The 23,101-nt window shown below is 43.3% G+C and carries 29 protein-coding genes and 1 pseudogene; 8 read left to right on the forward strand and 22 right to left on the reverse strand.

What is annotated here, in order from left to right; genetic code table 11:
• Positions 1 to 11 precede the first annotated feature (11 nt).
• On the reverse strand, positions 12 to 1,220 hold the full coding sequence (locus J2755_RS07575) for a hypothetical protein (RefSeq protein ID WP_209681601.1): 1,209 nt from the start codon (positions 1,218 to 1,220) through the stop codon (positions 12 to 14).
• A gap of 203 nt (positions 1,221 to 1,423) precedes the next feature.
• Between J2755_RS07575 and J2755_RS07580 the strand changes: the two genes are divergently transcribed.
• Positions 1,424 to 1,696 carry a hypothetical protein gene (locus J2755_RS07580; RefSeq protein ID WP_209681602.1) on the forward strand — a complete coding sequence of 91 codons (273 nt, stop codon included), beginning with the start codon at positions 1,424 to 1,426 and terminating at the stop codon, positions 1,694 to 1,696.
• On the opposite strand, the pseudogene J2755_RS11560 reads toward J2755_RS07580, so the two are convergent.
• The 7 genes and pseudogenes from J2755_RS11560 to J2755_RS07620 all read right to left on the reverse strand — a co-directional run bounded on the left by J2755_RS11560 (position 1,691) and on the right by J2755_RS07620 (position 6,677).
• Positions 1,691 to 2,485 (reverse strand): annotated as a pseudogene (locus J2755_RS11560) (C15orf41 family protein). The gene J2755_RS07580 and the pseudogene J2755_RS11560 sit on opposite strands and share 6 nt — an antisense overlap.
• Positions 2,478 to 3,014, reverse strand: coding sequence for an endonuclease III domain-containing protein (locus J2755_RS07595; RefSeq protein ID WP_342591083.1), 537 nt, complete (start codon positions 3,012 to 3,014; stop codon positions 2,478 to 2,480). Before J2755_RS07595 ends, J2755_RS11560 begins: the two are co-directional and overlap by 8 nt.
• 85 nt (positions 3,015 to 3,099) lie before the next feature.
• Positions 3,100 to 3,585 (reverse strand): hypothetical protein, encoded by a 486-nt coding sequence (locus tag J2755_RS07600; RefSeq protein ID WP_209681604.1) that lies wholly within the window; start codon positions 3,583 to 3,585, stop codon positions 3,100 to 3,102.
• A 16-nt stretch (positions 3,586 to 3,601) separates the two neighbouring features.
• On the reverse strand, positions 3,602 to 4,450 hold the full coding sequence (locus J2755_RS07605) for a ribose-phosphate diphosphokinase (RefSeq protein ID WP_209681605.1): 849 nt from the start codon (positions 4,448 to 4,450) through the stop codon (positions 3,602 to 3,604).
• A gap of 70 nt (positions 4,451 to 4,520) precedes the next feature.
• Positions 4,521 to 4,994: a cyclic pyranopterin monophosphate synthase MoaC gene (moaC, locus tag J2755_RS07610; RefSeq protein WP_394357565.1), complete on the reverse strand. Its 474-nt coding sequence runs from the start codon at positions 4,992 to 4,994 to the stop codon at positions 4,521 to 4,523.
• A 26-nt stretch (positions 4,995 to 5,020) separates the two neighbouring features.
• The gene (locus tag J2755_RS07615) at positions 5,021 to 5,203 is read right to left on the reverse strand and encodes a hypothetical protein (protein ID WP_209681609.1); all 183 of its coding nucleotides are present in this window, start codon (positions 5,201 to 5,203) and stop codon (positions 5,021 to 5,023) included.
• The gene (locus tag J2755_RS07620) at positions 5,196 to 6,677 is read right to left on the reverse strand and encodes an NAD(P)H-hydrate dehydratase (RefSeq protein ID WP_209681611.1); all 1,482 of its coding nucleotides are present in this window, start codon (positions 6,675 to 6,677) and stop codon (positions 5,196 to 5,198) included. Before J2755_RS07620 ends, J2755_RS07615 begins: the two co-directional genes overlap by 8 nt.
• 124 nt (positions 6,678 to 6,801) lie before the next feature.
• Here J2755_RS07620 and J2755_RS07625 point away from each other — a divergent pair, with 124 nt between their 5' ends.
• The 3 genes from J2755_RS07625 to J2755_RS07635 are packed head-to-tail and all read left to right on the forward strand — an operon-like array spanning position 6,802 to position 10,266.
• Positions 6,802 to 8,271: a DHH family phosphoesterase gene (locus J2755_RS07625; RefSeq protein ID WP_209683267.1), complete on the forward strand. Its 1,470-nt coding sequence runs from the start codon at positions 6,802 to 6,804 to the stop codon at positions 8,269 to 8,271.
• Positions 8,264 to 8,929: a YkgJ family cysteine cluster protein gene (locus tag J2755_RS07630; protein ID WP_209681613.1), complete on the forward strand. Its 666-nt coding sequence runs from the start codon at positions 8,264 to 8,266 to the stop codon at positions 8,927 to 8,929. Before J2755_RS07625 ends, J2755_RS07630 begins: the two co-directional genes overlap by 8 nt.
• A gap of 59 nt (positions 8,930 to 8,988) precedes the next feature.
• Positions 8,989 to 10,266, forward strand: a complete 1,278-nt coding sequence (locus tag J2755_RS07635) for a 3-isopropylmalate dehydratase large subunit (protein WP_245312835.1) — start codon at positions 8,989 to 8,991, stop codon at positions 10,264 to 10,266.
• Between the two features lie 105 nt (positions 10,267 to 10,371).
• On the opposite strand, the gene J2755_RS07640 is transcribed toward J2755_RS07635, so the two are convergent.
• Positions 10,372 to 10,776 (reverse strand): CBS domain-containing protein, encoded by a 405-nt coding sequence (locus J2755_RS07640; RefSeq protein WP_209681622.1) that lies wholly within the window; start codon positions 10,774 to 10,776, stop codon positions 10,372 to 10,374.
• Positions 10,777 to 10,926: 150 nt separating this feature from the next.
• Between J2755_RS07640 and hisE the strand changes: the two genes are divergently transcribed.
• Positions 10,927 to 11,223, forward strand: coding sequence for a phosphoribosyl-ATP diphosphatase (gene hisE / locus J2755_RS07645; protein WP_209681625.1), 297 nt, complete (start codon positions 10,927 to 10,929; stop codon positions 11,221 to 11,223).
• Here hisE and J2755_RS07650 read toward each other — a convergent pair whose 3' ends face one another.
• Positions 11,224 to 12,099: a CBS domain-containing protein gene (locus J2755_RS07650; protein WP_209681629.1), complete on the reverse strand. Its 876-nt coding sequence runs from the start codon at positions 12,097 to 12,099 to the stop codon at positions 11,224 to 11,226.
• Between the two features lie 114 nt (positions 12,100 to 12,213).
• Between J2755_RS07650 and J2755_RS07655 the strand changes: the two genes are divergently transcribed.
• Positions 12,214 to 13,185: an NOG1 family protein gene (locus tag J2755_RS07655; protein WP_209681631.1), complete on the forward strand. Its 972-nt coding sequence runs from the start codon at positions 12,214 to 12,216 to the stop codon at positions 13,183 to 13,185.
• Here the strand turns inward: J2755_RS07655 and J2755_RS07660 are convergent.
• The 12 genes from J2755_RS07660 to J2755_RS07715 form a co-directional block, all read right to left on the reverse strand.
• Complete coding sequence (locus tag J2755_RS07660) at positions 13,163 to 14,269, reverse strand: pyridoxal phosphate-dependent aminotransferase (RefSeq protein ID WP_209681634.1); 1,107 nt, start codon at positions 14,267 to 14,269, stop codon at positions 13,163 to 13,165. The two genes, J2755_RS07655 and J2755_RS07660, sit on opposite strands and share 23 nt — an antisense overlap.
• Positions 14,270 to 14,280: 11 nt before the next feature.
• Positions 14,281 to 14,892, reverse strand: a complete 612-nt coding sequence (gene hxlB / locus J2755_RS07665; protein WP_209681636.1) for a 6-phospho-3-hexuloisomerase — start codon at positions 14,890 to 14,892, stop codon at positions 14,281 to 14,283.
• Positions 14,893 to 14,909: 17 nt separating this feature from the next.
• Positions 14,910 to 15,416, reverse strand: a complete 507-nt coding sequence (locus J2755_RS07670) for a hypothetical protein (protein WP_209681638.1) — start codon at positions 15,414 to 15,416, stop codon at positions 14,910 to 14,912.
• Between the two features lie 13 nt (positions 15,417 to 15,429).
• The gene (locus J2755_RS07675) at positions 15,430 to 15,789 is read right to left on the reverse strand and encodes a DUF2073 domain-containing protein (protein WP_209681641.1); all 360 of its coding nucleotides are present in this window, start codon (positions 15,787 to 15,789) and stop codon (positions 15,430 to 15,432) included.
• Positions 15,790 to 15,793: 4 nt separating this feature from the next.
• Positions 15,794 to 16,429 carry an Era-like GTP-binding protein gene (locus tag J2755_RS07680; protein ID WP_209681643.1) on the reverse strand — a complete coding sequence of 212 codons (636 nt, stop codon included), beginning with the start codon at positions 16,427 to 16,429 and terminating at the stop codon, positions 15,794 to 15,796.
• 77 nt (positions 16,430 to 16,506) lie between these two features.
• Positions 16,507 to 17,520 (reverse strand): PhoU domain-containing protein, encoded by a 1,014-nt coding sequence (locus J2755_RS07685; RefSeq protein ID WP_209683275.1) that lies wholly within the window; start codon positions 17,518 to 17,520, stop codon positions 16,507 to 16,509.
• A 78-nt stretch (positions 17,521 to 17,598) separates the two neighbouring features.
• Positions 17,599 to 18,249: a protein-L-isoaspartate O-methyltransferase gene (locus J2755_RS07690; protein ID WP_209681646.1), complete on the reverse strand. Its 651-nt coding sequence runs from the start codon at positions 18,247 to 18,249 to the stop codon at positions 17,599 to 17,601.
• Positions 18,216 to 18,866: an HVO_0476 family zinc finger protein gene (locus J2755_RS07695; protein ID WP_209681648.1), complete on the reverse strand. Its 651-nt coding sequence runs from the start codon at positions 18,864 to 18,866 to the stop codon at positions 18,216 to 18,218. The genes J2755_RS07690 and J2755_RS07695 overlap by 34 nt, the downstream gene beginning before the upstream one ends.
• A gap of 31 nt (positions 18,867 to 18,897) precedes the next feature.
• Positions 18,898 to 19,767 (reverse strand): agmatinase, encoded by an 870-nt coding sequence (speB, locus tag J2755_RS07700; protein ID WP_209681651.1) that lies wholly within the window; start codon positions 19,765 to 19,767, stop codon positions 18,898 to 18,900.
• A gap of 4 nt (positions 19,768 to 19,771) precedes the next feature.
• A complete protein-coding gene (locus J2755_RS07705) occupies positions 19,772 to 20,155 on the reverse strand; it encodes a translation initiation factor IF-5A (RefSeq protein ID WP_209681653.1) in 384 nt (127 codons plus the stop codon).
• Positions 20,156 to 20,305: 150 nt separating this feature from the next.
• Positions 20,306 to 20,644 carry a methylated-DNA--[protein]-cysteine S-methyltransferase gene (locus tag J2755_RS07710; RefSeq protein WP_209681655.1) on the reverse strand — a complete coding sequence of 113 codons (339 nt, stop codon included), beginning with the start codon at positions 20,642 to 20,644 and terminating at the stop codon, positions 20,306 to 20,308.
• Positions 20,645 to 20,646: 2 nt separating this feature from the next.
• On the reverse strand, positions 20,647 to 21,330 hold the full coding sequence (locus J2755_RS07715) for a matrixin family metalloprotease (RefSeq protein WP_209681658.1): 684 nt from the start codon (positions 21,328 to 21,330) through the stop codon (positions 20,647 to 20,649).
• Between the two features lie 97 nt (positions 21,331 to 21,427).
• Between J2755_RS07715 and J2755_RS07720 the strand changes: the two genes are divergently transcribed.
• Together J2755_RS07720 and J2755_RS07725 are read left to right on the forward strand one after the other, a co-directional pair.
• A complete protein-coding gene (locus J2755_RS07720; RefSeq protein WP_209681660.1) occupies positions 21,428 to 22,198 on the forward strand; it encodes a thermonuclease family protein in 771 nt (256 codons plus the stop codon).
• Positions 22,199 to 22,242: 44 nt separating this feature from the next.
• The gene (locus J2755_RS07725) at positions 22,243 to 23,049 is read left to right on the forward strand and encodes an HAD-IC family P-type ATPase (RefSeq protein WP_209681661.1); all 807 of its coding nucleotides are present in this window, start codon (positions 22,243 to 22,245) and stop codon (positions 23,047 to 23,049) included.
• Positions 23,050 to 23,101: the final 52 nt, after the last annotated feature.

Here is a 23,101-nt window from a genome sequence, read left to right on the forward strand (position 1 = left end):
GGTAAATCTGCTCATTTCTCAATGTCCAGAATTTTAAATCCCCCTGCTTTTGGTGGAAAGTATATTAATCCAGCATGACTTAATTGTGCCACGATTGCTTCAAATTTCCATTCTGGAACCGCTGTAGAAACCAATAATTGATTCATAGGGATTAGGTTTTCCTTGCCAAATGCCTTTTTTAAATCAGTATAAAATATCCTTTCATCGTCTGATAGTCGATAAAGGAGCTCAGTTTTTAAATTCATTTTTTGTATGAAAAGGGAATGATTATACATTTCACCCCATGTATCAAATGCTGTATCAACATCTTCTTTTTCTACCTTTTCTCTAAAATTAAGCCTTGCAACTGCAGATGCTAATTTTGGAACTGCGCTACCCAATTCTTGATTATAACTTGCATATTCGCTTTGTCGAAAATCCTCATACATTTCCTGTACCTTGAATTCAATGTGGGATTCTAGCTTTTTAGGAATTTGTGGTTGATACAAAAGGGAATCGAGCATATATCCTCTGGCAAGAGGCGCCTGATCAAAAAATTTATCTCGATAGAAGTCAGCAGACTTTAATTCAGTGTCTAGGGTAAATGGTATGTGGACAGATATATTGTCTGGATTTTTGTATGTAACATTCACTTCTGAACTAAACAAAGGATTCAATTGTCGTTTTGATTTGGTATAGCTGTAGAAGTTATTTGATTTTGTTTGGTTGAATTCACGTGGGATAAGTCCCATCATATTTTTGAACATGCTCCATCTTGGTTCATTAGTCAAAGCAGCTGCATCGATACCGCCTTTCATATTACTACCCAGAATTGGTGTTGAAGCTGTGTACATTGCAACGCTGTAGCTGATGTTCTCTAGATAATCAGTTGTTGCTACAAACGGTGTTTTAAAAAAGTCTAAATATTCCTCCAAATCCATCATTTTTCGATGTGTAATTTTGCTAGGGTCGACATATTCCCATCTACTAACATATTTCGTATCATTCCACAAAAAACCATTTTTTAGAGATGTCACATTTCTTTCAGATTCTTTAACGTAAACCCTTATAAGGCGGTTTTTTTCCGGGGCTTTCCCATTTTCAATCTCATAATAGATTTCCCTCCCATCTTTCCAAAAGGGAGATGGATCAAGACGAAATTTTCTCTGGCTACGGCCAGTGTATCTGACAAACCCCATGTTCTCATGTTCAAAAAACAGGCTATATTCATAACCAGACATTTCATAACCATACATTCGTTCGCTAAGAGTTTTATCATATCTAAAAGAGGGCATTTTCTCGTCTCTATCATAGCTTAATTCATATATAGAAATCTCATTTTGTGCTTATATACTTGCTCTAACCATTATGAAAAATTTCATTGATATAGTGATAGAGAACGCAAAAATTAGAATAGTAGTGATACAATGGTGTGGGCTATAATATGAAATTAAAATCGGCAGCTTTTTATTATTTAGCTTTTCATTTTATTGTAATGACCCGGATGACCAATTCACACCAAAAAAATGCAATCTCTGCTATGAAAGACATTTTTGAAATGGATAAGTCACGGGATCCTGAAGCAACTGAAGTAAACTCATTACTTGAATCCCTTGGAACTCATGGTTCTTTGGTAGGCAAAACTGCGGTGTACAACGGATCTGAATTATCCCATGTGCATACAAAAAAGGCAGTTACTAAAGACAAACGCTTATGAAATTCCCGGGACGAAGTTCAAAAGCTCAATTATTTTTCGTGAAGTTTTGCCTTCAACTTCTTCCTCAAGACCATAGTCTCTTATCACGTGATTATCCAGAGATATGTCGTCAAGATAACCGTACCAATAAACTACAAGGCCGGTCCCATAGAGTTTCTCATACTCGATGAACTGCTTTCGAATATAATGCTCATGTTCGGAGTGGTTTCCAAAAACCGCCTTGCTTTCAATCCAGAGAACCTTTTTTCCATCAACTTCCATCGGCTCTTCAAGCAAAAAATCAGGCGTTTTAGATGAATTAGTGTCCCTTAAATCGTCTTCAGTCTAATACACAATGTCTTTTCCGTCAAGCCATTCAGCAATAATTTCCTCGCCCATCTCTCCCCTGTGGGCCTGCATGTGGTGAGCCCAGGGTGAGAAAAAGGGATCCAATTCGATTGCTTCGTAAATTTCAGATGCAAGTCTCCTGTCAGGGAGTTCATCAAGATGCTTAAGTGTGCGCTTCTTTGGGTATCCCATCTGCTGCAGGAGATTGGATGTCACAAGAGTAGGTGGGAGCTGGTAGATGTCAGAGATTTCCATTATAGTCTTGCCGTTTTTCCAGAGACGCAGGTTTCTTTCAGTATGCTTCTCCATGTTGTGAAAGTTCTTCTTCACATGATCGACTATTTTCTGATTAAGAATTGTCCCTATAACGCCTCTTGGCTGGCCAAATTTAAGTGAGAGATTTTCAATATCATCAATAGCATTAACGGACTCACTTATCTGGTCATATGTTTTTTTATCCATTGAATTCCCCGGCAATTGGACACAAATTACATTTTTTCTTAACGCAATATTTCTTTGCGTATTCCACTATGAGTGCGTGGTATTCCATATACATATCGACATCATCAGGAAGATTGTTCTCAAACAAATCCTGTAATTGATAATAATTTCCTTCGATGCCAACGCATTTCATTATTCTTTTGGTATAAGCATCTATAACAAACTTTTGTTTTTTTGCAGCATAGAGCACAATGCTGTCTGCGGTTTCGGGACCTACTCCATCAAGTGCCAGCAAAGTACTGCGCAGATCACCAAGAGGAAGGGAGAACAGTTCTTCCATTCTGTTATCAGAAAAAAAGATGGCCAGATTTTTTAATCTTTTTGCTTTCTGCCGGTAAAAACCTGTACAATAAACCAGTTTTTCCAGCAATTCAATTTCTGATGATGCGATACTTTCAGCATCCATCAGATTTCTTTCCTTAAGATTCCTGATGGCTTCTTCTACATTTTCCCATCTGGTTTGCTGGGTAAGGAGTGCACCAACGATTATTTCAAAAGGGGTGTCAGCAGGCCACCAGTTCTGTTTTCCGAATTCATTCAGGAGCTAGTTATAGATTCCTGGAACAAGAATCTTTTCAGGTTTTTTCTCCTTCATCAGACCAGAACTCCTCTTCATAGTCCTTTGGGAGGTTGTCCATTAGTGAATCAAGTTTTGATGGCTTCTTTTCCTCAGTAATATCCTGAAGCTCTTCCTCATTGTCAGGTTGGGGGCTGCTCTCAATAGTTTCTTCCACGGTTTCAGTATATACTTCCACTTGTTCCTCGGGGATTGATTCACGGACAACTTCAACCTCTGGTGCCACTATTTTTTCCTGACGGGTAACGGGCTTTGGAGACTCTTCAACTTCCTCTTTCCTTGCGTGTGTGTGTGTCCTGCGTAACCTGACATCCCGTGCGTATGTATCCTCAACAATTTGGGAAGAACCTTTTGTTTTGTGAGTATAGCGATATCCGATGGAACAGTTTTCTTCTCCGGTTCTCCAGTCTATATGGAACAGGTGGCAATCCTTGCCTCTGCATCCATTTGAGCTGTCAAGGGGGCAATTTTGTGGAAGGGGCATTGAGGTCAGTCTCCTTTTAGAGTTCTTTTATTGCATCTGCAATTAGCGGCGCAACAGTAATTTTGCTCTGTGCTTTTTCAAGGGTGTCGCTTGAAATAATCTCTGTAACTCCTGCGTTATAAAGTCTTACGACGGCATTCCTTGCAAGGACCGGATGTACACATGCAACATATACTTCTGCAGCTCCCTGTTCCTTAAGCATGCGAATGGATTCTGCCATTGTTCCGCCGGTTGCAATCATGTCATCAAGGATGATTACTTCCTTGCCTACAACATCGATTTCCTTGTCTTTTATGGTTACACTGTCCCCGCTATGCCTTGTTTTCTCAAAGTAGTCGTAAGGGATTCCCACGTCTGAAGATGCGCTTTTTGCAAGTTCCAATGCTCCTGCATCGGGGGAGATAATAAGCGGGTCCTTCAGGTTCAGCGAACGGATGTAATTTCCGAATAAATGTGATGCGTCCAGATCAAAGGAATCGGCATTAAAGTGTTCAAGAACAGTTTTCTCGTGGATGTTTACAGTAAAAACCCTGTCCGCATTGATTGTGCGGGCAATTGCACGTGCACTGACCGGCTCACCGGCTTTGAAAACCTTGTCCTGTCGCGCATATCCCATATAGGGAATCACTACATTGATTTTTGGCGCATTCTCGCATGCATCGATGAGCTGGAGAAGTGCTATCAGGTCGCTATCCTGTGGTGTGCTCTGGATAATCGTTACATCATCGATCCCATCGTCAAGAATACGTGTATAGTATTCACCGTCAGGAAATTGTTTGTATTCGCAGATTGTAGGCTGGATTCCAAGTTGCTGGGCAACTCTTGAAGCGAGTAATTGTGATGCTGGTCCGGCTATTATTTTCACAACATTCCCTCTCTTAGGAGTTATGGTAAGATTTGGTTAGAAATGTGTTTGTGACTTATAAGGGATTGGGTTATTCAAGTTCTTCCTTCACTTTTTCAAGTACTTTGATATCACTAATGGAAGTCACAGGATAGTTCCCGGTTTCATCCTTTTCAATGGCTTTAACCATGTCCCATATTGTAAGAAGTGCACAGCTAACTCCGGTTATAGCTTCCATCTCAACCCCGGTTTTCCCGATGGATTTCACGGTAGCTTCCGCTGTAATCCCGTCGTCGTCAATTTTAAAATCCATTTCAATTCCGTCAATGGGAAGTGGATGGCACAGGGGAATTAATTCCGGTGTTTTCTTAATTGCCATGATGCCAGCTACACGGGCGGTTGCCAGAACGTTACCCTTTTCCACTTCACCTTCCCGAATTCGGGTTAAACTGTCTTCAGATAAAAAGATTTTACCGGAGGCAGTTGCCCTGCGGTAAGCTCTTCCCTTTTCGGCAATATCCACCATCTGGGCACGGCCGTTTTTGATATGGGTAAAATCTTTCAACAAATCACCTTAAATAGTCAATATACTCAGTCGATTCGAAGGTTCTGCCTTTGCTCGTAATCTTTTAGTGTCGCATCAAGTGCTTCAATCAAATCGCGTGCTTCGGTTACATTAAGCTTTATGATTTCCTCGCCTTCGGCATGGTTAATGATTACTCTAAGGCGATGCCTTTCGATATCCACTGATATTTTCCTGTCTTTTTCAGTCATGTTTTGTACCTCTCCCCATTATTGCTTTTGGGATTTTTTCAATTATGTCCGTAGCAACAAGGCCGTAGCCCTTTTCCACAAATGCAAGATCTCCGGCAGCACCGTTGATAAAAGCTCCGTTGCCTGCCGCGTCAATTGCATCGTAAAGTGCAAATAATGCTCCCACAATTCCTGCGAGGACGTCCCCCGTCCCACCGACTGTCATGCCGGGATTGCCGGTCTTGTTTATCCTGTATTGTTTTCCATCTGAAATAATGTCTGAACTGCCCTTTAAGAGCGTTGTAACATTTTCCCGGATGGAAAACTCGTTTACAAAATCTATCTTTTTCTCGAGGGTTTCAGGAATAGTACCTGCAAGTTTTCGGAATTCACCGGCATGCGGTGTGAGTATCATGTAGTCTAATGATGCTGGAAGTTCAAGGTCATACAACGCATCTGCATCAAGCACAAGTTTCCTGCATAGCGGGATAATCTGCTTTACGGCTTCAAGTGTTCGTTTTTCCCTGCCCAATCCCATTCCCATTACAGTAACATCATGTGCTGAAATCAGCTCTTCAAGTATAGGAATGTCTTCCGGGCACAGCCTGTCTGCGGTCAATTCCCTCACGATTAGATTGGGGGAAAAAGAAGCAATTGTTTTTGCAACACTCGCTGGTGCTGCAACAGTAACAATGTCTGCTCCGGTTCGAAGAGCTGCCATAGCTGCGAGTGCCGGAGCACCGGAATATGCACCTCCTCCAATTATCAGGATTCGTCCTGAATCGCCTTTGTGACTTGTTGATTTTCGATTAGCAATAAGTTTAAGGTCACCTCTTCCGACGTCGGATTCCGCATCCATGCAAACGCCTATCGGGATTACTTTAACTTCTCCTGTGAAGTCTTTTGCATCCGGATTTTCAAGTCCGGTTTTCATTCGATGGAATGTAAGTGTAGTATCGGCTTTTACAGCCTTGCCGGAAACGTTGCCACTGTCAGGATCAACTCCGGATGGAGTATCAACTGCTATTACTTTTGCATTGCTGGAATTAATGAGATCTATAAGGGTTGATTCAGGTTCACGGATGTTTCCTTTTACGCCGGTGCCAAGAAGGGCATCAATTATAACATCTGCGTCACCAAACCAATCAAATATTGCAGGTGAGTTATCAAAAACACGGATTTCTCCAATGTCACAGTGCTTAAGCAAATTGAAATTTGCTCTGGCATCTTCTGTGCGGATAGTATCGGGCTTTCCCGTCAGGATTATCTTGACTTTCAGATTTTGGTATGCGGAGAGGTGTCTTGCTGCCACAAACCCGTCACCCCCATTGTTTCCTCTTCCTGCGACAATAAGCACTTCTCCGTCGCTGACAACATCAGCAGCTTCCCTTGCAATGGCTGCACCTGCATTTTCCATTAGCTGGATGCCTTTTAATCCGAGGTATGAACAGTTAGCATCGATTGCGTTCATTCGGGAAGATGTTATAGAATCCATGATATCCCTGTATTCATCTTCTGTTGCTATTATTATTTATTGTTTGATGTGGATCTCTTCAAATACTTTCTCCAAAATCTCTTAATATCAGATAGTATTTCTATTGTAACAGGGAGGTGTGGTTATACCCACCGGATCAAAAGATTCAGAAGCTCCTGAAAAGACACGTTTTAAACCCGTTTATCTTATCCTTGGAAGCGGAAGCATAGGATTTGCAATTGCTAAAGAGCTCAGGGAAATGGGAAAAGATCTCATTATTGTTGATCGTGATTCCCAAAAGGTAGAGACCCTTCGTGAAGAAGCCTATGAAGCAACCGAAGGCGATATTGCTGAACTAAAAACGCTGAAACAATTTGTTGGCAAGAAACTCAGTGGTGTCCTTGTAGTCAGTTCTGATAATGAAGCTAACAAAAAGGCAATAAAGAATGTCCGGGAACTTTTCGAGCCGGATACTTATTGTGTAGCTCGTTCATCAGATGTTATAAACAAGCAAGAAATGGAAGAGATGGGTGCAAATTTTGTATTCATGCCTTCCAAGATTGTTGCAAAATCAATTTCAAGATCCCTTGGAAGAGCTGAATCAATGATGCTTGGAAACAAGCTTTCAGAGTGGTTCAAGAAACTTGCCAACAGGACTCTTGGAATTGTTATTCACGATAATCCGGATCCGGATGCGATGGCAAGTGCTCTTGCCCTGCAAAAAATTGCAGATCATCATGAAGTGAGATCCAAGATTTTATACCATGGTGAAATTGGTCATCAGGAAAACAAGGCATTTGTAAACCTGTTAGGTATTGATCTCAACAGGATGGAAGATCATGACGTCGAGAAATTCGATGAAATTGCCCTTGTGGATTGCGCTGTACCAGGTGCAAATAATATTCTTGAAGAAGGCCAGCATATTGGTCTGATATTCGATCATCATCCCGTTAGTGAAGTTGAAGTTAATGCTGATTTTATTGATGTTCGTCCGAATGTGGGCGCCACGTCAACTATCATGACAAAGTACCTGCAGGAACTCAATATTGAAATAGATGATGTGCTTTCCACTGCTCTTCTTTATGGCATCAGGACTGACACCATGGATTTCAAGAGGAATACCGAATCAGCTGACTTATCGGCTGCGTCTTTCCTGTATCCTCTGGCAGATCACGAGGTGCTTGAGCAGCTTGAAAGACCATCAATGTCCATTGAAACCCTTGATGTTTTAGGGGAGGCAATTAATAACCGCCAGGTTGTCGGAAGCTATCTCCTTTCAAATGTGGGAACTATAAGGGACAGGGATACCCTTCCCCAGGCAGCGGATTACCTGCTGAATCTGGAAGGTGTTTTTACGACCATTGTTTTTGGTGTCACAGAGGAGCGGATTTTTATATCCGGCAGAAGCAATGACATTCGCATAAACCTTGGTGAAATCCTGAAGACGGCATTTGGTGAAGGTTCTGCAGGTGGTCACAATACAGCGGCAGCAGCCCAGATATCACTTGGTGTTTTCAGTGATATAAAAGACCGCCAGACTCTCCTGCGTCTTGTGGATGAAGCTGTGGTCAAAAAATTCCTGAATGCAGTTGGTGTAGAGGAAGTGGATGAGTAAATCCACGTCTTCGACTCTTTTTTCCCCGATTTACAAAGAGCTGGAAATAGTTGAAAATCTCGATATTGATTCAATTGCCAGCCAAATCGAATCCATCGGGTTTAAATGCACACGTTGCGGGAAATGCTGCCGGGGAAGTTTCGGAGACAATTCAGTTCTCCTGAATTCCGAAGATCTGGATGTCCTTGAAAAGGATTCCTTGAAAGCTGATTTTGTAATCCCGATGATCGATTTTTCTGATATGAATGGCTATCAACTAGTCGATGAAGATGGCTTTGTTCATACATTTGGATGGATGCTGAAAAGAAAGCAAAATATGGATTGTATTTTTCTTGAAAAGGATTACAGATGCCGAATATATGATTCCCGGCCGTATCTTTGCCGTACCTATCCTTTTTTCCTGAATGAAGGTACTCTGGAAGTATGTGAGTGCGAAGGTCTTGGAAAATCCATCTCCTCGGAAGCGGCAAAGGAACTGGCTACTCTTATTGTTCACAGGAAATCCGTGGAATTGAAGGATACAATCACAATCTATGAGAAATTTCTTGAATCCGGTATTACTCTTGAAGAAAAAGATTCAGTTGCGTTATCTGAAATCTTCCGGATAATTGTACATGATACGAAAGGGATTTCAGAGTTTATGAGTGACAGGTTATAGGCTCATTTTGTCAGCGATTGATTTATTTATGAAAGGTGCATTAAACCTCCCTGATTGCCATGTCCGATAATCCAATGACTATTGCAGAAAAAATCTTTTCAAAAGCTTCCGGCAAAGATGTTAAGGCAGGTGAGTTTGTTCTTGCAGACATCGATCTTGCCATGACTCACGATATCACAGGGCCTCTGGCTGTTGATGGCTTTTATGAAATCATGAGGGATAAGGAAGAGAAGAAAGTATGGGATCCTTCAAAAATTGTAATTATCTTTGATCACCAGGTCCCTGCGGATTCCCTGAATGCAGCAGCAAACCATATCAAACTCAGGAAGTTTGCTTCCGAGCAGGGTATCAAAAACTATGATATTTACGAAGGCGTCTGCCATCAGGTTATTCCTGAAATGGGTCACGTAAAACCCGGTGACCTCGTGGTAGGTTCCGATTCACACACATGCGCTTACGGTTCACTTGGTGCATTTTCAACAGGTGTCGGTTCAACTGATATGGCCGCAGTTCTGGCATCAGGAAAACTCTGGTTTAAGGTTCCTCAAACCATTCGCTTTGAAGTCAGCGGAAAACTGCAGGATCGTGTATATTCCAAGGATCTGATTCTCCATCTCATCGGTGATGTGGGTGCAGAAGGTGCCAGATATATGGCAGCCGAGTATGCAGGACCAACAGTCCAAGCCCTTGGCATTTCCGAAAGGATGACCATGTCCAACATGGCTATTGAAATGGGTGGAAAGGCAGGTATCATTGAACAGGATGAAACTACTGAAAAATATCTTCAGGAAAGGATTCCCGGATTTGAACTTGATCCTCAATGGAAGTCCGATGAAGGCGCATCTTACTATGATATTCGCCAGTATGATGTTTCCGATCTTGAACCACAGGTTGCATGCCCACACAATGTTGATAACGTGAAACCAATTTCTGAAGTGGAAGGCACAAAAGTTGATCAGGTATTTGTAGGTTCATGTACCAACGGTCGCTTTGAGGATATTGAGATTCTTGCACAGCTCATGGGTGACGAACCGGTTGCTCCGGGCGTAAGGCTGCTTGTAATTCCGGCTTCAAGGACTGAATACATGAAAGCTCTGGATGCAGGCTATGTAAAACAGCTTATGGATGCAGGTGCAATTGTGGAATCTGCATGCTGTGGTCCATGTATGGGTGGTTCTTTCGGCCTTCTGGGAGACGGTGAAGTAGGTCTTGCAACGTCCAACCGTAACTTCCGTGGAAGGGAAGGAAGCCCTGAGTCATTTGTATATCTCGGGTCACCTGCAACAGCGGCAGCAGCTGCCCTTTATGGTGAAATAACTGATCCAAGAAAAATATAAAGTGACCACAAAGCATATATTTAGCTTTGTTTATCTCATGATCAGACGTTGGCTAGAAAGCTAAGGGTCTACCGTCATATTGGTTTTCTGTCAACGTCAATATAGTTATTTTTCAAACAGGTGTCGGATTATATCTCTGGCACTGAGTATTCCGACCGGTCTGTAAGATGCTCCCACGCTTTCCTCAGACATGACTATGAGTCTATGAACATGCTTTTCAGCCATTATTGTTGCTGCTTCCTTAACGGTCATACTGGGTCTCAGAGTTTCTACACTTGGGGACATAATATCCTCAACTGAATCAATTTCCCAGTTTTTCTTTTGGATATGCTCCAGAATATCCATATCAGAGACGACCCCGAATGTTTCTCCGGATTCATCAACGGCAACTACAGCTGAGACATTGTTTTTTGCCATTGTTTCTGCCATTTCTGCGGCATTTATTTCGAATGGCACTGTGACTACTCCCCTGGTCATTATGTCTTTTACCTGTGTATCCTCACCTATCATGATTTTTCACTCCGCGAGAAAGCTAACACTCTTGTGTCAATAGTTCCCGGAAAAACATTTGTCTCCGATTCTATATATAAGACTTGTAAAAGGGAAAACAATAAGATGCATGGTGTCATTAGCCACACTAAGTCTAAGGGAGAAATCTTTATGGAAAACAAGTTATCTGTGCTGGAAGACGTTTATGCTGTAATAGAAGATAGAAAAGCAAATCCCATTGAAGGTTCTTATGTCTGCTCATTGTTCCAGCACCGTAAAGGCATGGATAAAATCCTGGAAAAGGTTGGTGAAGAAGCCTTTGAAACTGTCCTGGCTGTGAAAAATGGTGAAAAGGACAGGATCATTTCCGAAACAAGCGACCTTCTCTTCCATTTACTTGTAATGCTTTCAGCAAATGATATTCCCCTTGAGGAGATTGCTGAGGAATTTAAGGGGCGTCGTCACTAATCAATAGACTACCAGCTCATGAAGTACATCTGTCCTTGAAAGCAGTCCCTTTGGAACTCCGTCAATTGTGACCACGAGCCTGCCAATCTCATGTTCATTGAACATTTTGACAGCATCAACAAGTGAAGCTTCCCCATCTATCATTATCAGATCTGCAGACATTATGTCTTTCACTTTGAGGCCCACTTCCCCGCCAGCAAGGGCTTCCCCGATATCTGTAAAGGTAACAATACCGACTATTTTCCCGCCGTCTTCCACAGTTGCACCGTGGATATTGTTATGAACAAGTACTTTTGCAGCTTCCTGTATTGATGAATTAAGGTTTACAGTAACTGGTTTGTGTGTAATGTACTGTTTGACGGATTTTTTTGGCAGGGATACCATTTCCGTAATTGAGAATAAAAGTGAGTTTTCGGTGTCATCCCTTCCGACAATATCTCCCCTGACAATCAAACGGTTTACCGGTGTAGGGCCGACCTGCACCTGATCCCCGCTCTGGAAATCACGAATGTTTCCAATGACTCTGATTTTACCGCTGCACATTTCGGGATGTCTTACAGTTGTGAAACTGATTTCAGAGGCGGTTGTGCCTTTTACAATATCACCATTGAGGTAGAGGGGAACAACAGCTTCATGATCCATTGCAGTTACGCTGAGAGCTTCATATGCATCCCCGGTAGCCCTGTAACCACCCTTTGGTCCGGGCACCCCTTCCACCAATCCAAGCATTTTCAGGGATTGCATCTGGTTTCGGACGGTACCAGGATTCCTGTCAATGAGCTCTGCTATTTCTTCACCCTTCACTGCCCCGTCTTTTTGCCTCTGTATATTAATGACAGCAATCAGTATTTCCTTTTGGATTGGCGTAAGTTCCATTCAATCACCCTATTCTTATCTGGAAATGTTCAGTAGTACTGGTATAAGTAATTAGCTCTGGCAATAATAATATATATCTTATCATGTTTTGCATGTTCGGAAGGTTACAATATCATGATCTTTGAGAAAATAAATACTGTTCCTACATCTGATGAATTAGTTGATAAGGCTTTCAGGAGGGGAACCCGTGCAATGGCAGGGAAAGATTTGCGTGGTCGTGAGGCACTCCTGAAGGCAAACGAGTCCATGATGCTGACCGCAGCAAACATTCTTTCCGATAATCTTGGAAATATCGTAAGACGTTTTCCAAGTTTTGAACACCTTCCACCTTTCTATTATGATATGGTAGATATCATAGCGGACGTTGACGATCTCAGGCAGGCGCTTTCCAGGATTGGGTGGGCTTCATCCAAAATCCATGAAATATCCCGCCAGTACGTGCAAAAGATCCGTAAAAGCGAATCCCCTCAGCAGGTTCGTAAACAGGCTTTTGGCAGAATGGCTTCAATCATGGCTTCAATTGAAGATGATCTCCTCTATCTAAATGTGGTTCGCAATAAATTACGTACACTTCCGGATGTGCGGGATGAGCCGACAATAGTAGTTGCCGGTTATCCAAATGTTGGAAAGTCAAGCTTCGTATCCTCCATCACGGGAGCAACTCCTGAAATCGCATCATATCCATTTACGACTAAAGGCGTATCGATAGGTCATTTCATACGCGATGATGTAAGATACCAGGTAATCGATACTCCGGGTTTGCTTGACCGGCCCATGGCAGACAGGAATGAAGCGGAAATGCAGGCTATAGCAGCTCTGAAACATCTTGATGCTATTGTTTTCTTTATCCTTGATCCGAGCGAGTACTGCGGCTATGAAATGAAGGATCAGCTGCAACTGATGAATGAAGTAAAAGAAAAATTCCCTCTTCCTATGTTGGTGGGCGCAAACAAAATAGATCTGAATAATGTTGAATCCGAAGCAACTGTCCAGATGTCCACAATGACCGGTGAAGGAGTAGACGAGGCACTTGATGAGCTTGTCAAAATGTTAAATCAAGAGGTTATAAAAGAACCTCTTGCATGATGGCTAATGCTTTTTTGATGTTTTCCCTTGAAGTTGCGTAGGAAATCCTGATATGGCCTGCACCGTTTTCTCCAAAGGCTTCTCCGGGAACAACAATAACTCCTTCTGAAATGAGTTTTTCTGCGGTGCCTGTTTCCGCTTCAGGCAATGCATAGAATGCTCCTTCTGGTTTTGTACATTTCATTCCGAGTTTACCCAGGCCCCAGAGGAGGAGATCTCTGCGTTTCATGAACTCTTCTTTCATTTCCATAACCGGTTCAATCGGGCCATCAATAGCTGCAAGAGCAGCCTTCTGAGAAATAGAGGTTGCACATGCCTGTACATATTGATGAATCTTGAGCATCTGGTGCGTGGTCTCAGGGGAAGCTGTCACATATCCCAATCTCCAGCCTGTCATAGAATAGGTTTTGGATGCCGCATTGACAGTAATGACATTGTCTGAATACATGGCAGGGCTTATATGTTCACCCTCGTAAATGAAATGCTCATACACTTCGTCTGAAATAAGTTTCACATTATTGTCATCAGCAATCTCTGCAAATGCTTTCATATCACTTTTTGTCTGCACTGCTCCGGTTGGATTCGAAGGCGAATTCACAATGAAAGCTTTGGTTTTTGGTGTAATCATCTCATTTACCGTTTCCGGGTCCATGCAGAGCTTTTCATTAAGAGGTACGCCGGTTGTATGTCCTCCCATGATTTCAGTCAAAGCTTTGTATGAAACAAATCCGGGATCTGCTATGAGAACTTCGTCGCCAGAGTTCACAAAAGCTCCAAGGGCAATTTCAAGAGCTTCGGATGCCCCTGCCGTGACGATGATATTGTCAGGAGAGGTTTCGATTGAGTTTTCATTCTTGAATTTCCTGCTTAATGCCTCCCTTAATTCAGGCATTCCAGGTCCCTGGGTATATCCGGTAAATCCCTCTTCAATAGCCTGAATAGCAGCTTTCTTGATGTGCTGCGGAGTGTCAAAATCCGGCTGGCCAAGTCCGAGGTTGATGGCACCCGGCCCTGCACCTTCAAACATTTTCCGGATTCCGGAGATGTCAATGCCCTGAACTCTTTCAGCAAAATTGCTCTCCATTTTTCATCACCTTACTCAAGCTTTGCATGACGGGACTTAAGATCCGCTTCAGATGCCCCGGTAATGTAGATAAGTTCTGCAATCAAGGCATCAAGGAATACCAGTGACGTGATTTCAAAGGAAGTCCCCAGAGGTGTCAGGTGAGTATACTCTCCCTTCATATGCCTTTCAAGATATCCGCCGGCATCGTCCTTTGTACGGCCGGCAATTTCTGCAACGGTATCGGATATCCTGCCGAGTGTGGAATCCTTGTTAGATGTAATTGTCAAAAGGGTTGCGCCGATTTCTTTTGCTATGTGGCCGAGGTCGGATATGGAACGTGTTTCCCCGGACCCGGATATTGCAACAACAAGATCTTCCTTGTGCACAGCAGGAGTAGTGGATTCTCCCACAACGTATGATGTAAATCCAAGGTGCATCAGCCTCATTGCAAACGCTTTCCCGACAAGGCCTGATCTTCCTGCACCCATTACAAAAATGGCTCGGGCGTCAAAAATATTATTAATTGCCTGTTTGATGCTATCCTGATCCAGTCCACCTGCTACATCAAGAAGGTGGTTAGCCATAAGTTCCATGGATGATATAAGATGGTCACATTCGTCGCAGGATGTTCTTTCTTTCATATGATCTTCCTCTTATCTTAGTTTTCCTTGCTGCCAGCCTCTTTGTAGTGCACTTCTTTGACTTCCCATCCGTCAATTTCTTCCTGAAGGTGTTCTGATAATTTGATGATGTCTGAATAGTCTCCGGTCCAGTATACATCAATGTTCATATCGCGGGTTTTGAGCTTTTGCAGAATGTGCTCAGCAAGGTGGAATAAAGCTTTGTTATTGTTAAATGAAATATGGAATGTAGATCTGTAACCTTTGCTACACTTTGCATAGGATACAAGAGTGTAGCCATGGCTTTCGTATTCAGTTATTCTTTCAAAAGGGCAGACAATCTCAACTTCGTGAACTGCCGATCGGTCCACAGTTGAAATTCCAATAAGGACTTTTCCGACTACAACTTCGGGTGTTTGCCTGCCAAACCAAACAGATATCTTCCCGTAGGTACAAACTACGTTAACGTCATCCCTGCCCATTTCAAAAGATGATAGCTGATGTGTGGGAGGGACAGTTTTTTCTAACGGTTCAATATCCTCCATAGGTATCCGTCAATTACTTCGTTGCAGATACGAGTGCAGTGATCATATCCCTGTCTTTCCTGAGGGTCTTGATCTTGTTTGCAGGCCCAATTACTGTAAGACGTGTTTTTGGTTGTTTTTTGAAGAGTTTGCCCATGATAGATGTGTCTTCATGTGCAGGGTAGGTTTCCATTTCAATACCTGAGAAGTCATCAGGTTCTATAAGTGTCATGGTCATCTCTATGAGGCTTGCTTCTTCCTGTGGGGTGAGTCCTCTTTCGAGCACAAGGATTTTTCCACTTTTGACTTCGTCAAGGATAAACCTGACTTTTTCTACGGTGGTCATTCTGGATAGCCTGTCTTCGGATAAAAGATCCATCTGGATGCCCTGCATGTTATCACCCGAACCTCTTTGCTATCTCTTCATAGAGTGTATCAATATTATTTCCTTCTAGTGCGGAAATCGCCACAAGTGGATGTTGTGGGAATGCATCTCTTATTGTAGAGGGCGCAGATTCCGGCAAATCTATCTTGTTGGCAACAATCAATAGGGGTAAGTTGCGTGCCTCCATATTTCCTATCACTGTAACGTTTACCTGTGTGAAAGGATCCTCTGTAGCATCCATTACAAGGATAACTCCATCGAGATTCTCCAGCCACTTGACGGCTTCAATTACGCCTTCAGTAGCTTCCTTGGCACGTCTTTTGGAGTCCGCTTCGTTCATGCCCTGTTCCATGAATTCGTGGAAATCGATTTTAGTAGCCAGGCCTGGAGTGTCGATTACGTCCAATGTGAGGGAATTACCGTTAGCCTGTATGGTTACTCCTTCCCTTCTTCTGGCACGACGGGTTTCGTGGGCAATATTTGATACTGAACCCATTGCATCTCCGGTCCAATCCCTGAGAATACGGTTTGCAAGAGTTGTCTTGCCGGCATTTGGCGGACCGTATATTCCTATCCGTGCATTTTTCTTGTTGAAAAGCTTACGGAAAAATCCGGAAAAATTCTTTTTTAATGACCTTATTACACCCAATTTCTGTCCTCCATTTAGATGTGGAGATAACCATTGATGAAGACACTATTATTGTATAAATAATCGTTTGTTTATAGTTAATTTTCTTCTGATTTCATGGCGATTGCCATGTTAATGGCAGTTTCGGCAATGTTTGTTCCATAGTCTGCAGTACGCTCTATACTATCAACAACGCTACCTAGTCCAATTGCCATTTCCACGTTATCCATTTTGAGGAAACCAACATTCAAGCGGTCTGTTTTTGCTTTGAAGTCTTCCATTTCGTTGAGGACTTTGTTTGCCAATTTGACGTCAGATCCATACAATGCATCAATGCTGTTTTCAACAACGATTCTTGCTTCACTGCTGGCCTCTTCCAGAGGTTTCATCAAATCCTCCGGGACCGGTTCCTCCAATCTTTTAGCAACAGATGCAATCCTTTGCGCATGATCAGCAATGCGCTCAAGGGAAGCGGCAACCATCCTGAAATCGTGGTATTCATCAACCGTTGTTTCTCTCATGTCTGCAAGGCGTGTTCCTCTGAAAAGGGATCGGAATTGTTTCGAAATCAGCAGGAAAAGCCTGTCTACTTCATCATCCCTTAACATGACGTCAAGCGCAAGATCTTTTTCGGCATGCTTCAGGGCAGAGATAGCGTCTTTCTGCATTGAGTTAGAGATCAGGAACATCCTGCGTATACTTTTCTTTATGGAAACTTCTTCCGGGTTCAACAAGTCCTGAATAAGGACGCTTTTTGATGTTTCCTCAATAATTTCAGGTCCTATCAGTTTGTGGCATATGTCCCTTATTACCTTCTTTTGTTCGGCTAGAATACGACTCGATTTTAATTCTATGATATCATATCCTGCAACATAAGCAGCAATCAGATTCCGGACAAGAGCAGCTCCCCTTTGATCACTAATGTCCATTTTCATCCTTTTTGGCTGGGATGATGTCTCGAGTGTTGCAATGCTGAGGCTGCCATCGGGCTGATTGTTAACCGCAACTCTTGAACCTGCCTGTATTCCTGCGTTTACAGCCCATTGTTTAGGCAGTGAAATTATGTATGTAGAACCGCCTGTTTGCTGAACCTTTCTTGTTTCGATGTTAATCCCTCACGCAATCAAGTTCTATATATGGATATATAGAATGCATGATGATATATATGTGCATCGAAAAGAATTGCTTTTTCACTCACGTATATGGAATCCGTATTTTCCCACGAGTGGTACAAAAATAACTCCGCCCTGATCCGTTTCTTCAATGGAGCCTTCTGTGTTTTTCTTAACAAGTAGCAGACGTTGTGTGTATTGGCCTACCGGTATGACCATTATGCCTTCATTTTTGAGCTGGTCTATAAGTGGTTTTGGTATCGAGGGGGCAGCTGATGTTACACAAATGCGATCGTATGGTGCATGCTTCTCGTATCCGGTGGAGCCATCGGCAATGACTACTGTAACGTTATTATATCCGGCCTTCTGGAGATTTTCTTTTGCAGATTCTGCCAGTTTCGGAATCCTCTCAATAGAGTACACGTGGCCTTCAGGCCCGGTTAATTCCGCAAGCACTGCGGCATTGTATCCGGATCCGGTTCCGAGTTCCAGAATAACATCTCCTCTTCGGATTCCAAGGAGATCGCACATGATGGCGACCATGTGGGGTGCAGAAATTGTTTGTTTGTCTCCGATGGGCAATGGAGAATCATAATAAGCAGCACTTTGGAGTTTTTGAGGTATAAAAAAATGTCTGGGTACTTTACTCATAGCTTCAAGTACCTTCTCTCCAATACCCTGTTCCCTGAGTGAACTCAGTAGTCTCTGTCGTTCCTCCTCATGCTCCATGCAGTTCTTCCCTCTCCCCATTTCTTATTGGCAGGCCTTGCATATATCCTCTTGATATATTTTGCTTCAACCTTTTTCCCCCTGCGATACAGGAACTGTCCATCCCGGATCTTTATGTGAGTCACACGGAAATTCTCGCCCCCCACTCTCACATCAAGTCCGATTTCAAATTCCTGTTCTCCCGGAACACTCAATGTTTGGGATACAGTACGACCCCCGCGCTGTATCGCAACTTTGATTATTACCTGATCGATAGCCCTGGCCCACAGGGTATCGATTGAAGAAACCTTTGAAGCCTCAACCCTTTTCTCCAGAGCTTCAATGGATGTGATGACTACAGGACAGGCTTCACCTGATTCCTCGTCTTCAAGCACAATTTCCTCGTCCACAAACATCATTTTCTCTTCTTCCAGAGAAACGTGCATGGTGAATGATTCATCCTCACGGCTGACAATGGCCCTCAATAGTTTTGTTTTTGGCTTTTTTTCTTCAAAAGGGTGAATGTCGCCACAATTGCTGCATTTAGCCAGTGGATTCTGCCCGCCTTTAATAATCTCGTGCCATGCCGGTTCATCCGGTGAGCATGCCGGACACTCTATTTCAATTTCCTGGTTCATTATGATCGGAAATAGGTTGTAAGGCATATATTTACTTAGTGCCTCTGCCTGCGTGTGCTGCAATGAATTCTCTCAACAGTTTTGCCCCAAGGATTGCAGTCTGCCCACTATCAAAAACAGGCGAGATTTCCACAACATCGAAGCCGATTGCGTAAGGTGCAAATCCTCTGACAAAATCCCGTGCATCCATGGATTGGAGGCCGAATGGTTCGGGTGTTCCGAGTCCCGGCGCATATGCAGGATCAAGTGCATCCATATCAAGGGAAAGATAGATGTTTTCTGTTCCCAGATAATCCATTGTTTCCCGGATAATTTCTCTTGTTCCGAGTTCGAAGACGTCTTCAGGTGTGTAATATTTGATTCCTGCTTCTTCTGCGAAATCCCATTCTTCCCTGGGGCCGCTGCGGACTCCGATGCTCACGTAATTGTCCGTGACTTCTTCAATGATATGCCTTGAAACGCATGCATGGCTGTATTTCACACCTTCAAACTCGCTCCTGAGATCAAGGTGTGCATCAAGAACCACAATTCCCAGATCTTCAACATCTTTTGCACATGCCTTTATACAGGAAAGGGATAGTGAGTGTTCCCCGCCCATCATAATGGGGATTTTCCCTTCCTTTACGATTTCCCGTACGTCATAATAGAGATCGCTGAGAGTGTCGTCAACGTTTGAGTAGACTTCAAGATTTCCGGCATCATGAATAGCGAGTTCTGCCAGGTCAATATCAAAAAAAGGGTTATAGCTTTCAAAGTTTTCCGATGCCTTTCTCATGGCATCGGGCGCATGCCTGCTCCCAGCCCTGTAGGATGAAGTGCGGTCAAAGGGAACACCGAATATCACGTATTGGGCGTCCCTGTACTCCGCCAGAGCATCAGTCATTAAAGGCTGGTAAAACATACGTTTATCTGAGATCGATTCTCATTTTGCCAAGGGAAGTAATGTAAGTAATGTCTTCTCCTTCCTTGACCCTGTCCTTGTATTCGTCAGGAATTTTTAATTCAAGAGTGGAATAGTCACCCATGTCCATTAACTGGGCAACATCGCCTGAGATGGAAAGCACCTGTGCAGATTTTCTCTCTACAATTGGTACATATGTCTTGGAAGATACAGAACTGACGATAGAGCGTTTCTGGTTGTCAAAGAGTCCGATTGCATCGATACGTGCTTTTGCGGAACCGTGCTTTCCGGGCTTTGATTTTGAAATGCTTTTAATTACACAGGGTTCATCATCGATAATTACGTATTTGCCTTCCTTAAGTTCTTTCACTTCAACCTGCTGTTTCATGTAACATCCTCCAGGGGATAATAATTTGTTAATTTGTCTTTGGGAATAACCTGTCCCTATATCAAATTAACGAAATAACGGAAGCAATGATATATGTAGTTTATGAACTGGTTGTATCTTTTTTGACTGGTATTTTCATTATACAGCCTTTCATTTTTCCATATCAAGCAGTTTCTTTTTCACTTTTGTTCCGCCCCCGGTGTAATTTCCGATACCGTCCTTTCTAACAACTCTGTGGCAGGGGATTATCAGGGGATATGGATTTTTCGAGAGTGCCGTGCCTACAGCTCTTGCAGCTCCGGGTTTTCCAATAGCTTCTGCAAGTTCGGAATAGGTAAGGGTTTTGCCATAGGGAATCAGGCGTGTACGTTCAAGGACAGCTCTTTCGAAGTCTGAAAGTTCCGAGAAATCAAGTTCATAGTCTGAAAAATCAATTTTTTCTCCTGAAAGATAGCGAAGAATGTCTTTGCAAATGCCTGATGTTTCCATGTTTACCGTTTGAAAACCTCCTCTTCGATTTCTTCCCTTCGCTTTTTCATTACTCTCCAGCTAATTGTGTGATAAACAATTATTGAAATAATTACAACGCTGATTGCTGCAATGTAGGGCAGTGTCCTGCTGAGAAGAATGGGATTGAGGTTGTCCCGCTGTTCGTAGGTGGGAAACATTATGTCGCTCTGGTCCGAGCTGTGTCCGAGGCCAAGCGCATGTCCGAGTTCATGCTTGGCCAATTCCTGCATGTTCGCATCACCATATTGGACCCAGGAAAATCCCTGATAGTTGCCAACCTCGAGCACGATATCCACATGAAGGAATTTATCTCCTACAAATGTGGGGGCAGCATATCCGGCAACCCCTTCGTCCGCACCTTCCACTTCCTCGAGGTTTTCTATCCAGCGGATGTAAATGTCTGCGTCAGGATCATCCACAACTTCAAAAACAGGGGTGTAGAATAGTTTTCCGTTTCCTCCCCGCTCCCAGTATTCAAGGGCAATGTCTACCTGTTCTTTGTAGGTTGGGCTGTAGCGTTCAGGAACGTTGACTTCGTCTATGAAGACTGTGATGGGACTGTGGTCCCATGGCTGTGTGGATATATATTCGATATCCTGGGCTGTAGCTGGCTGCAAAAAAAGAATCAGGACGGCTATAAGAATTACATATTTTGAAATGCGCATTTTCTATCTAGTCGGCAATATCTCCGTACCTTTAGTAAATATTAACGGCTGGTGATTCAGAACAGCTTTATAGAAAGGAGCAATTTTTGTTAACTGAATGAAATACACGACGTTTTTGGTGTGTTTTCTCCTGCTATCGGGAGTTGCACTCTCCGGCTGTGCCTCTTATTCGGATTCCGGAATTCCAAACAGCACAGACACTGTGGTGAGAGTAGTGGATGGAGATACACTTGTTCTGACTTCAGGCGAGAAAGTCCGTCTTATAGGAATTAATACTCCTGAGGTCGGGGAATTGTATTACGATGAAGCAACTGCCTTCCTTTCAGAATTGGTTCTGGGAAAAGAAGTCCTGCTTGAAGGTGATACAAGTAACCGTGATAAATACGGCAGGCTTCTGCGATACGTCCGGGTTAATGGTATATTTGTAAACGAGCAACTTGTCCGTGAAGGATTTGCTGAAGAGAAAGCCTATGAGCCGGATACCCGATACCAGCCGCTTTTTGAGGAGGCGGAAGGATATGCACAGGCTCATGATCTCGGGATCTGGGGGATTGAGTTAGAAGCTTCAGGTGAAGTGATCAACTACCTTGATGCTGGGCGTTATATAGGTGAAGTAAAAACCGTGGAAGGGATAGTTGTAACAACTTCAAAAAGGGAAGATAAGGGGATTATTTTCCTTAATTTCCATGATCCTTATGAAGGATATTTGTCGGTTCTGATATGGTCTGATGACTGGGATAACTTTGAGGAATCGCCAGAGGTTTATTACGAGGGTCGGAAAGTTCGTGTAAGTGGTTTGATTCAGGAATACTCCGGCAATCCTGAGATTATTGTGCGTGATCCGTCCCAGATTGAGATTGTGGATTGAAGCCATACACAAACTATTAATCTCCCCTTCCCCGATTACCCAGCATGGAAAAGAAAGTGGCTGTTGTGTTTGACAGTGCCGGGACTCTTCTGAACATGTACCGGATTGCAAAGTCAACAGCTGACGGCGAACTACTCGAGGATATCGAAACCACCATGCTGGTTGCAGGGTATCCCGGCCGTGCTCTTGTTGTAATGCATACGGATTCCGAGGAGATTTTCAATGGAAGCGGGGATGCCACAATCGCTGATTTCATATCCGGCAATGAAATTGAAATTGATATCGTATGTGGCAACGGGAACCTCACTATTGAGCAGACACGTGACCTCGTGGAAAACAGTAATGTTCCCCTTAGTGATCTCAGGGAAGTGATTTGCAGGATTCGCAAACGCTGCCCGAACATCTTTTACCTGGCTGCAGGACTGATCGTGGATAAGGATCTGGGTGGTATAAGTCATGTATTAAGCACCGGGGGGAGGCTTTACCCCAAGAGCCGTGAAGTGCTGTCATGGCTCAAGGAAAACGGGGTTGACGCCTACATAGCTTCCGGCGACAGCATGCGCAATCTGAGGAGACTTGCAAAATGTTTAGAAATCCCTCTTGAAGGTGTCTTTGACATTGCAACTCCTGAAGATAAGGAGCGTATAGTAAAGGATCTTCAAAAACAATATGCCAACGTCGTAATGGTAGGGGATGGGTTGAATGACATCCTGGCTTTACGTGCGGCAGATGTTGGAGTCGCCACGCGACAGCAGGGTGACAGGAGGCCAGATGTTCTGCTGGAAGCCGCTGACAGGGTTATAGATGACATTGCTGAAGTCATTGACATTGTATTGCCCCTGATGGCTTAATCGTTACCGAGAGCCTATTTTAAAATGTTAACAGTGATGCCCCGATGCGTTA

This window comes from Methanohalophilus levihalophilus (assembly GCF_017874375.1).
Lineage (GTDB): Archaea > Halobacteriota > Methanosarcinia > Methanosarcinales > Methanosarcinaceae > Methanohalophilus > Methanohalophilus levihalophilus.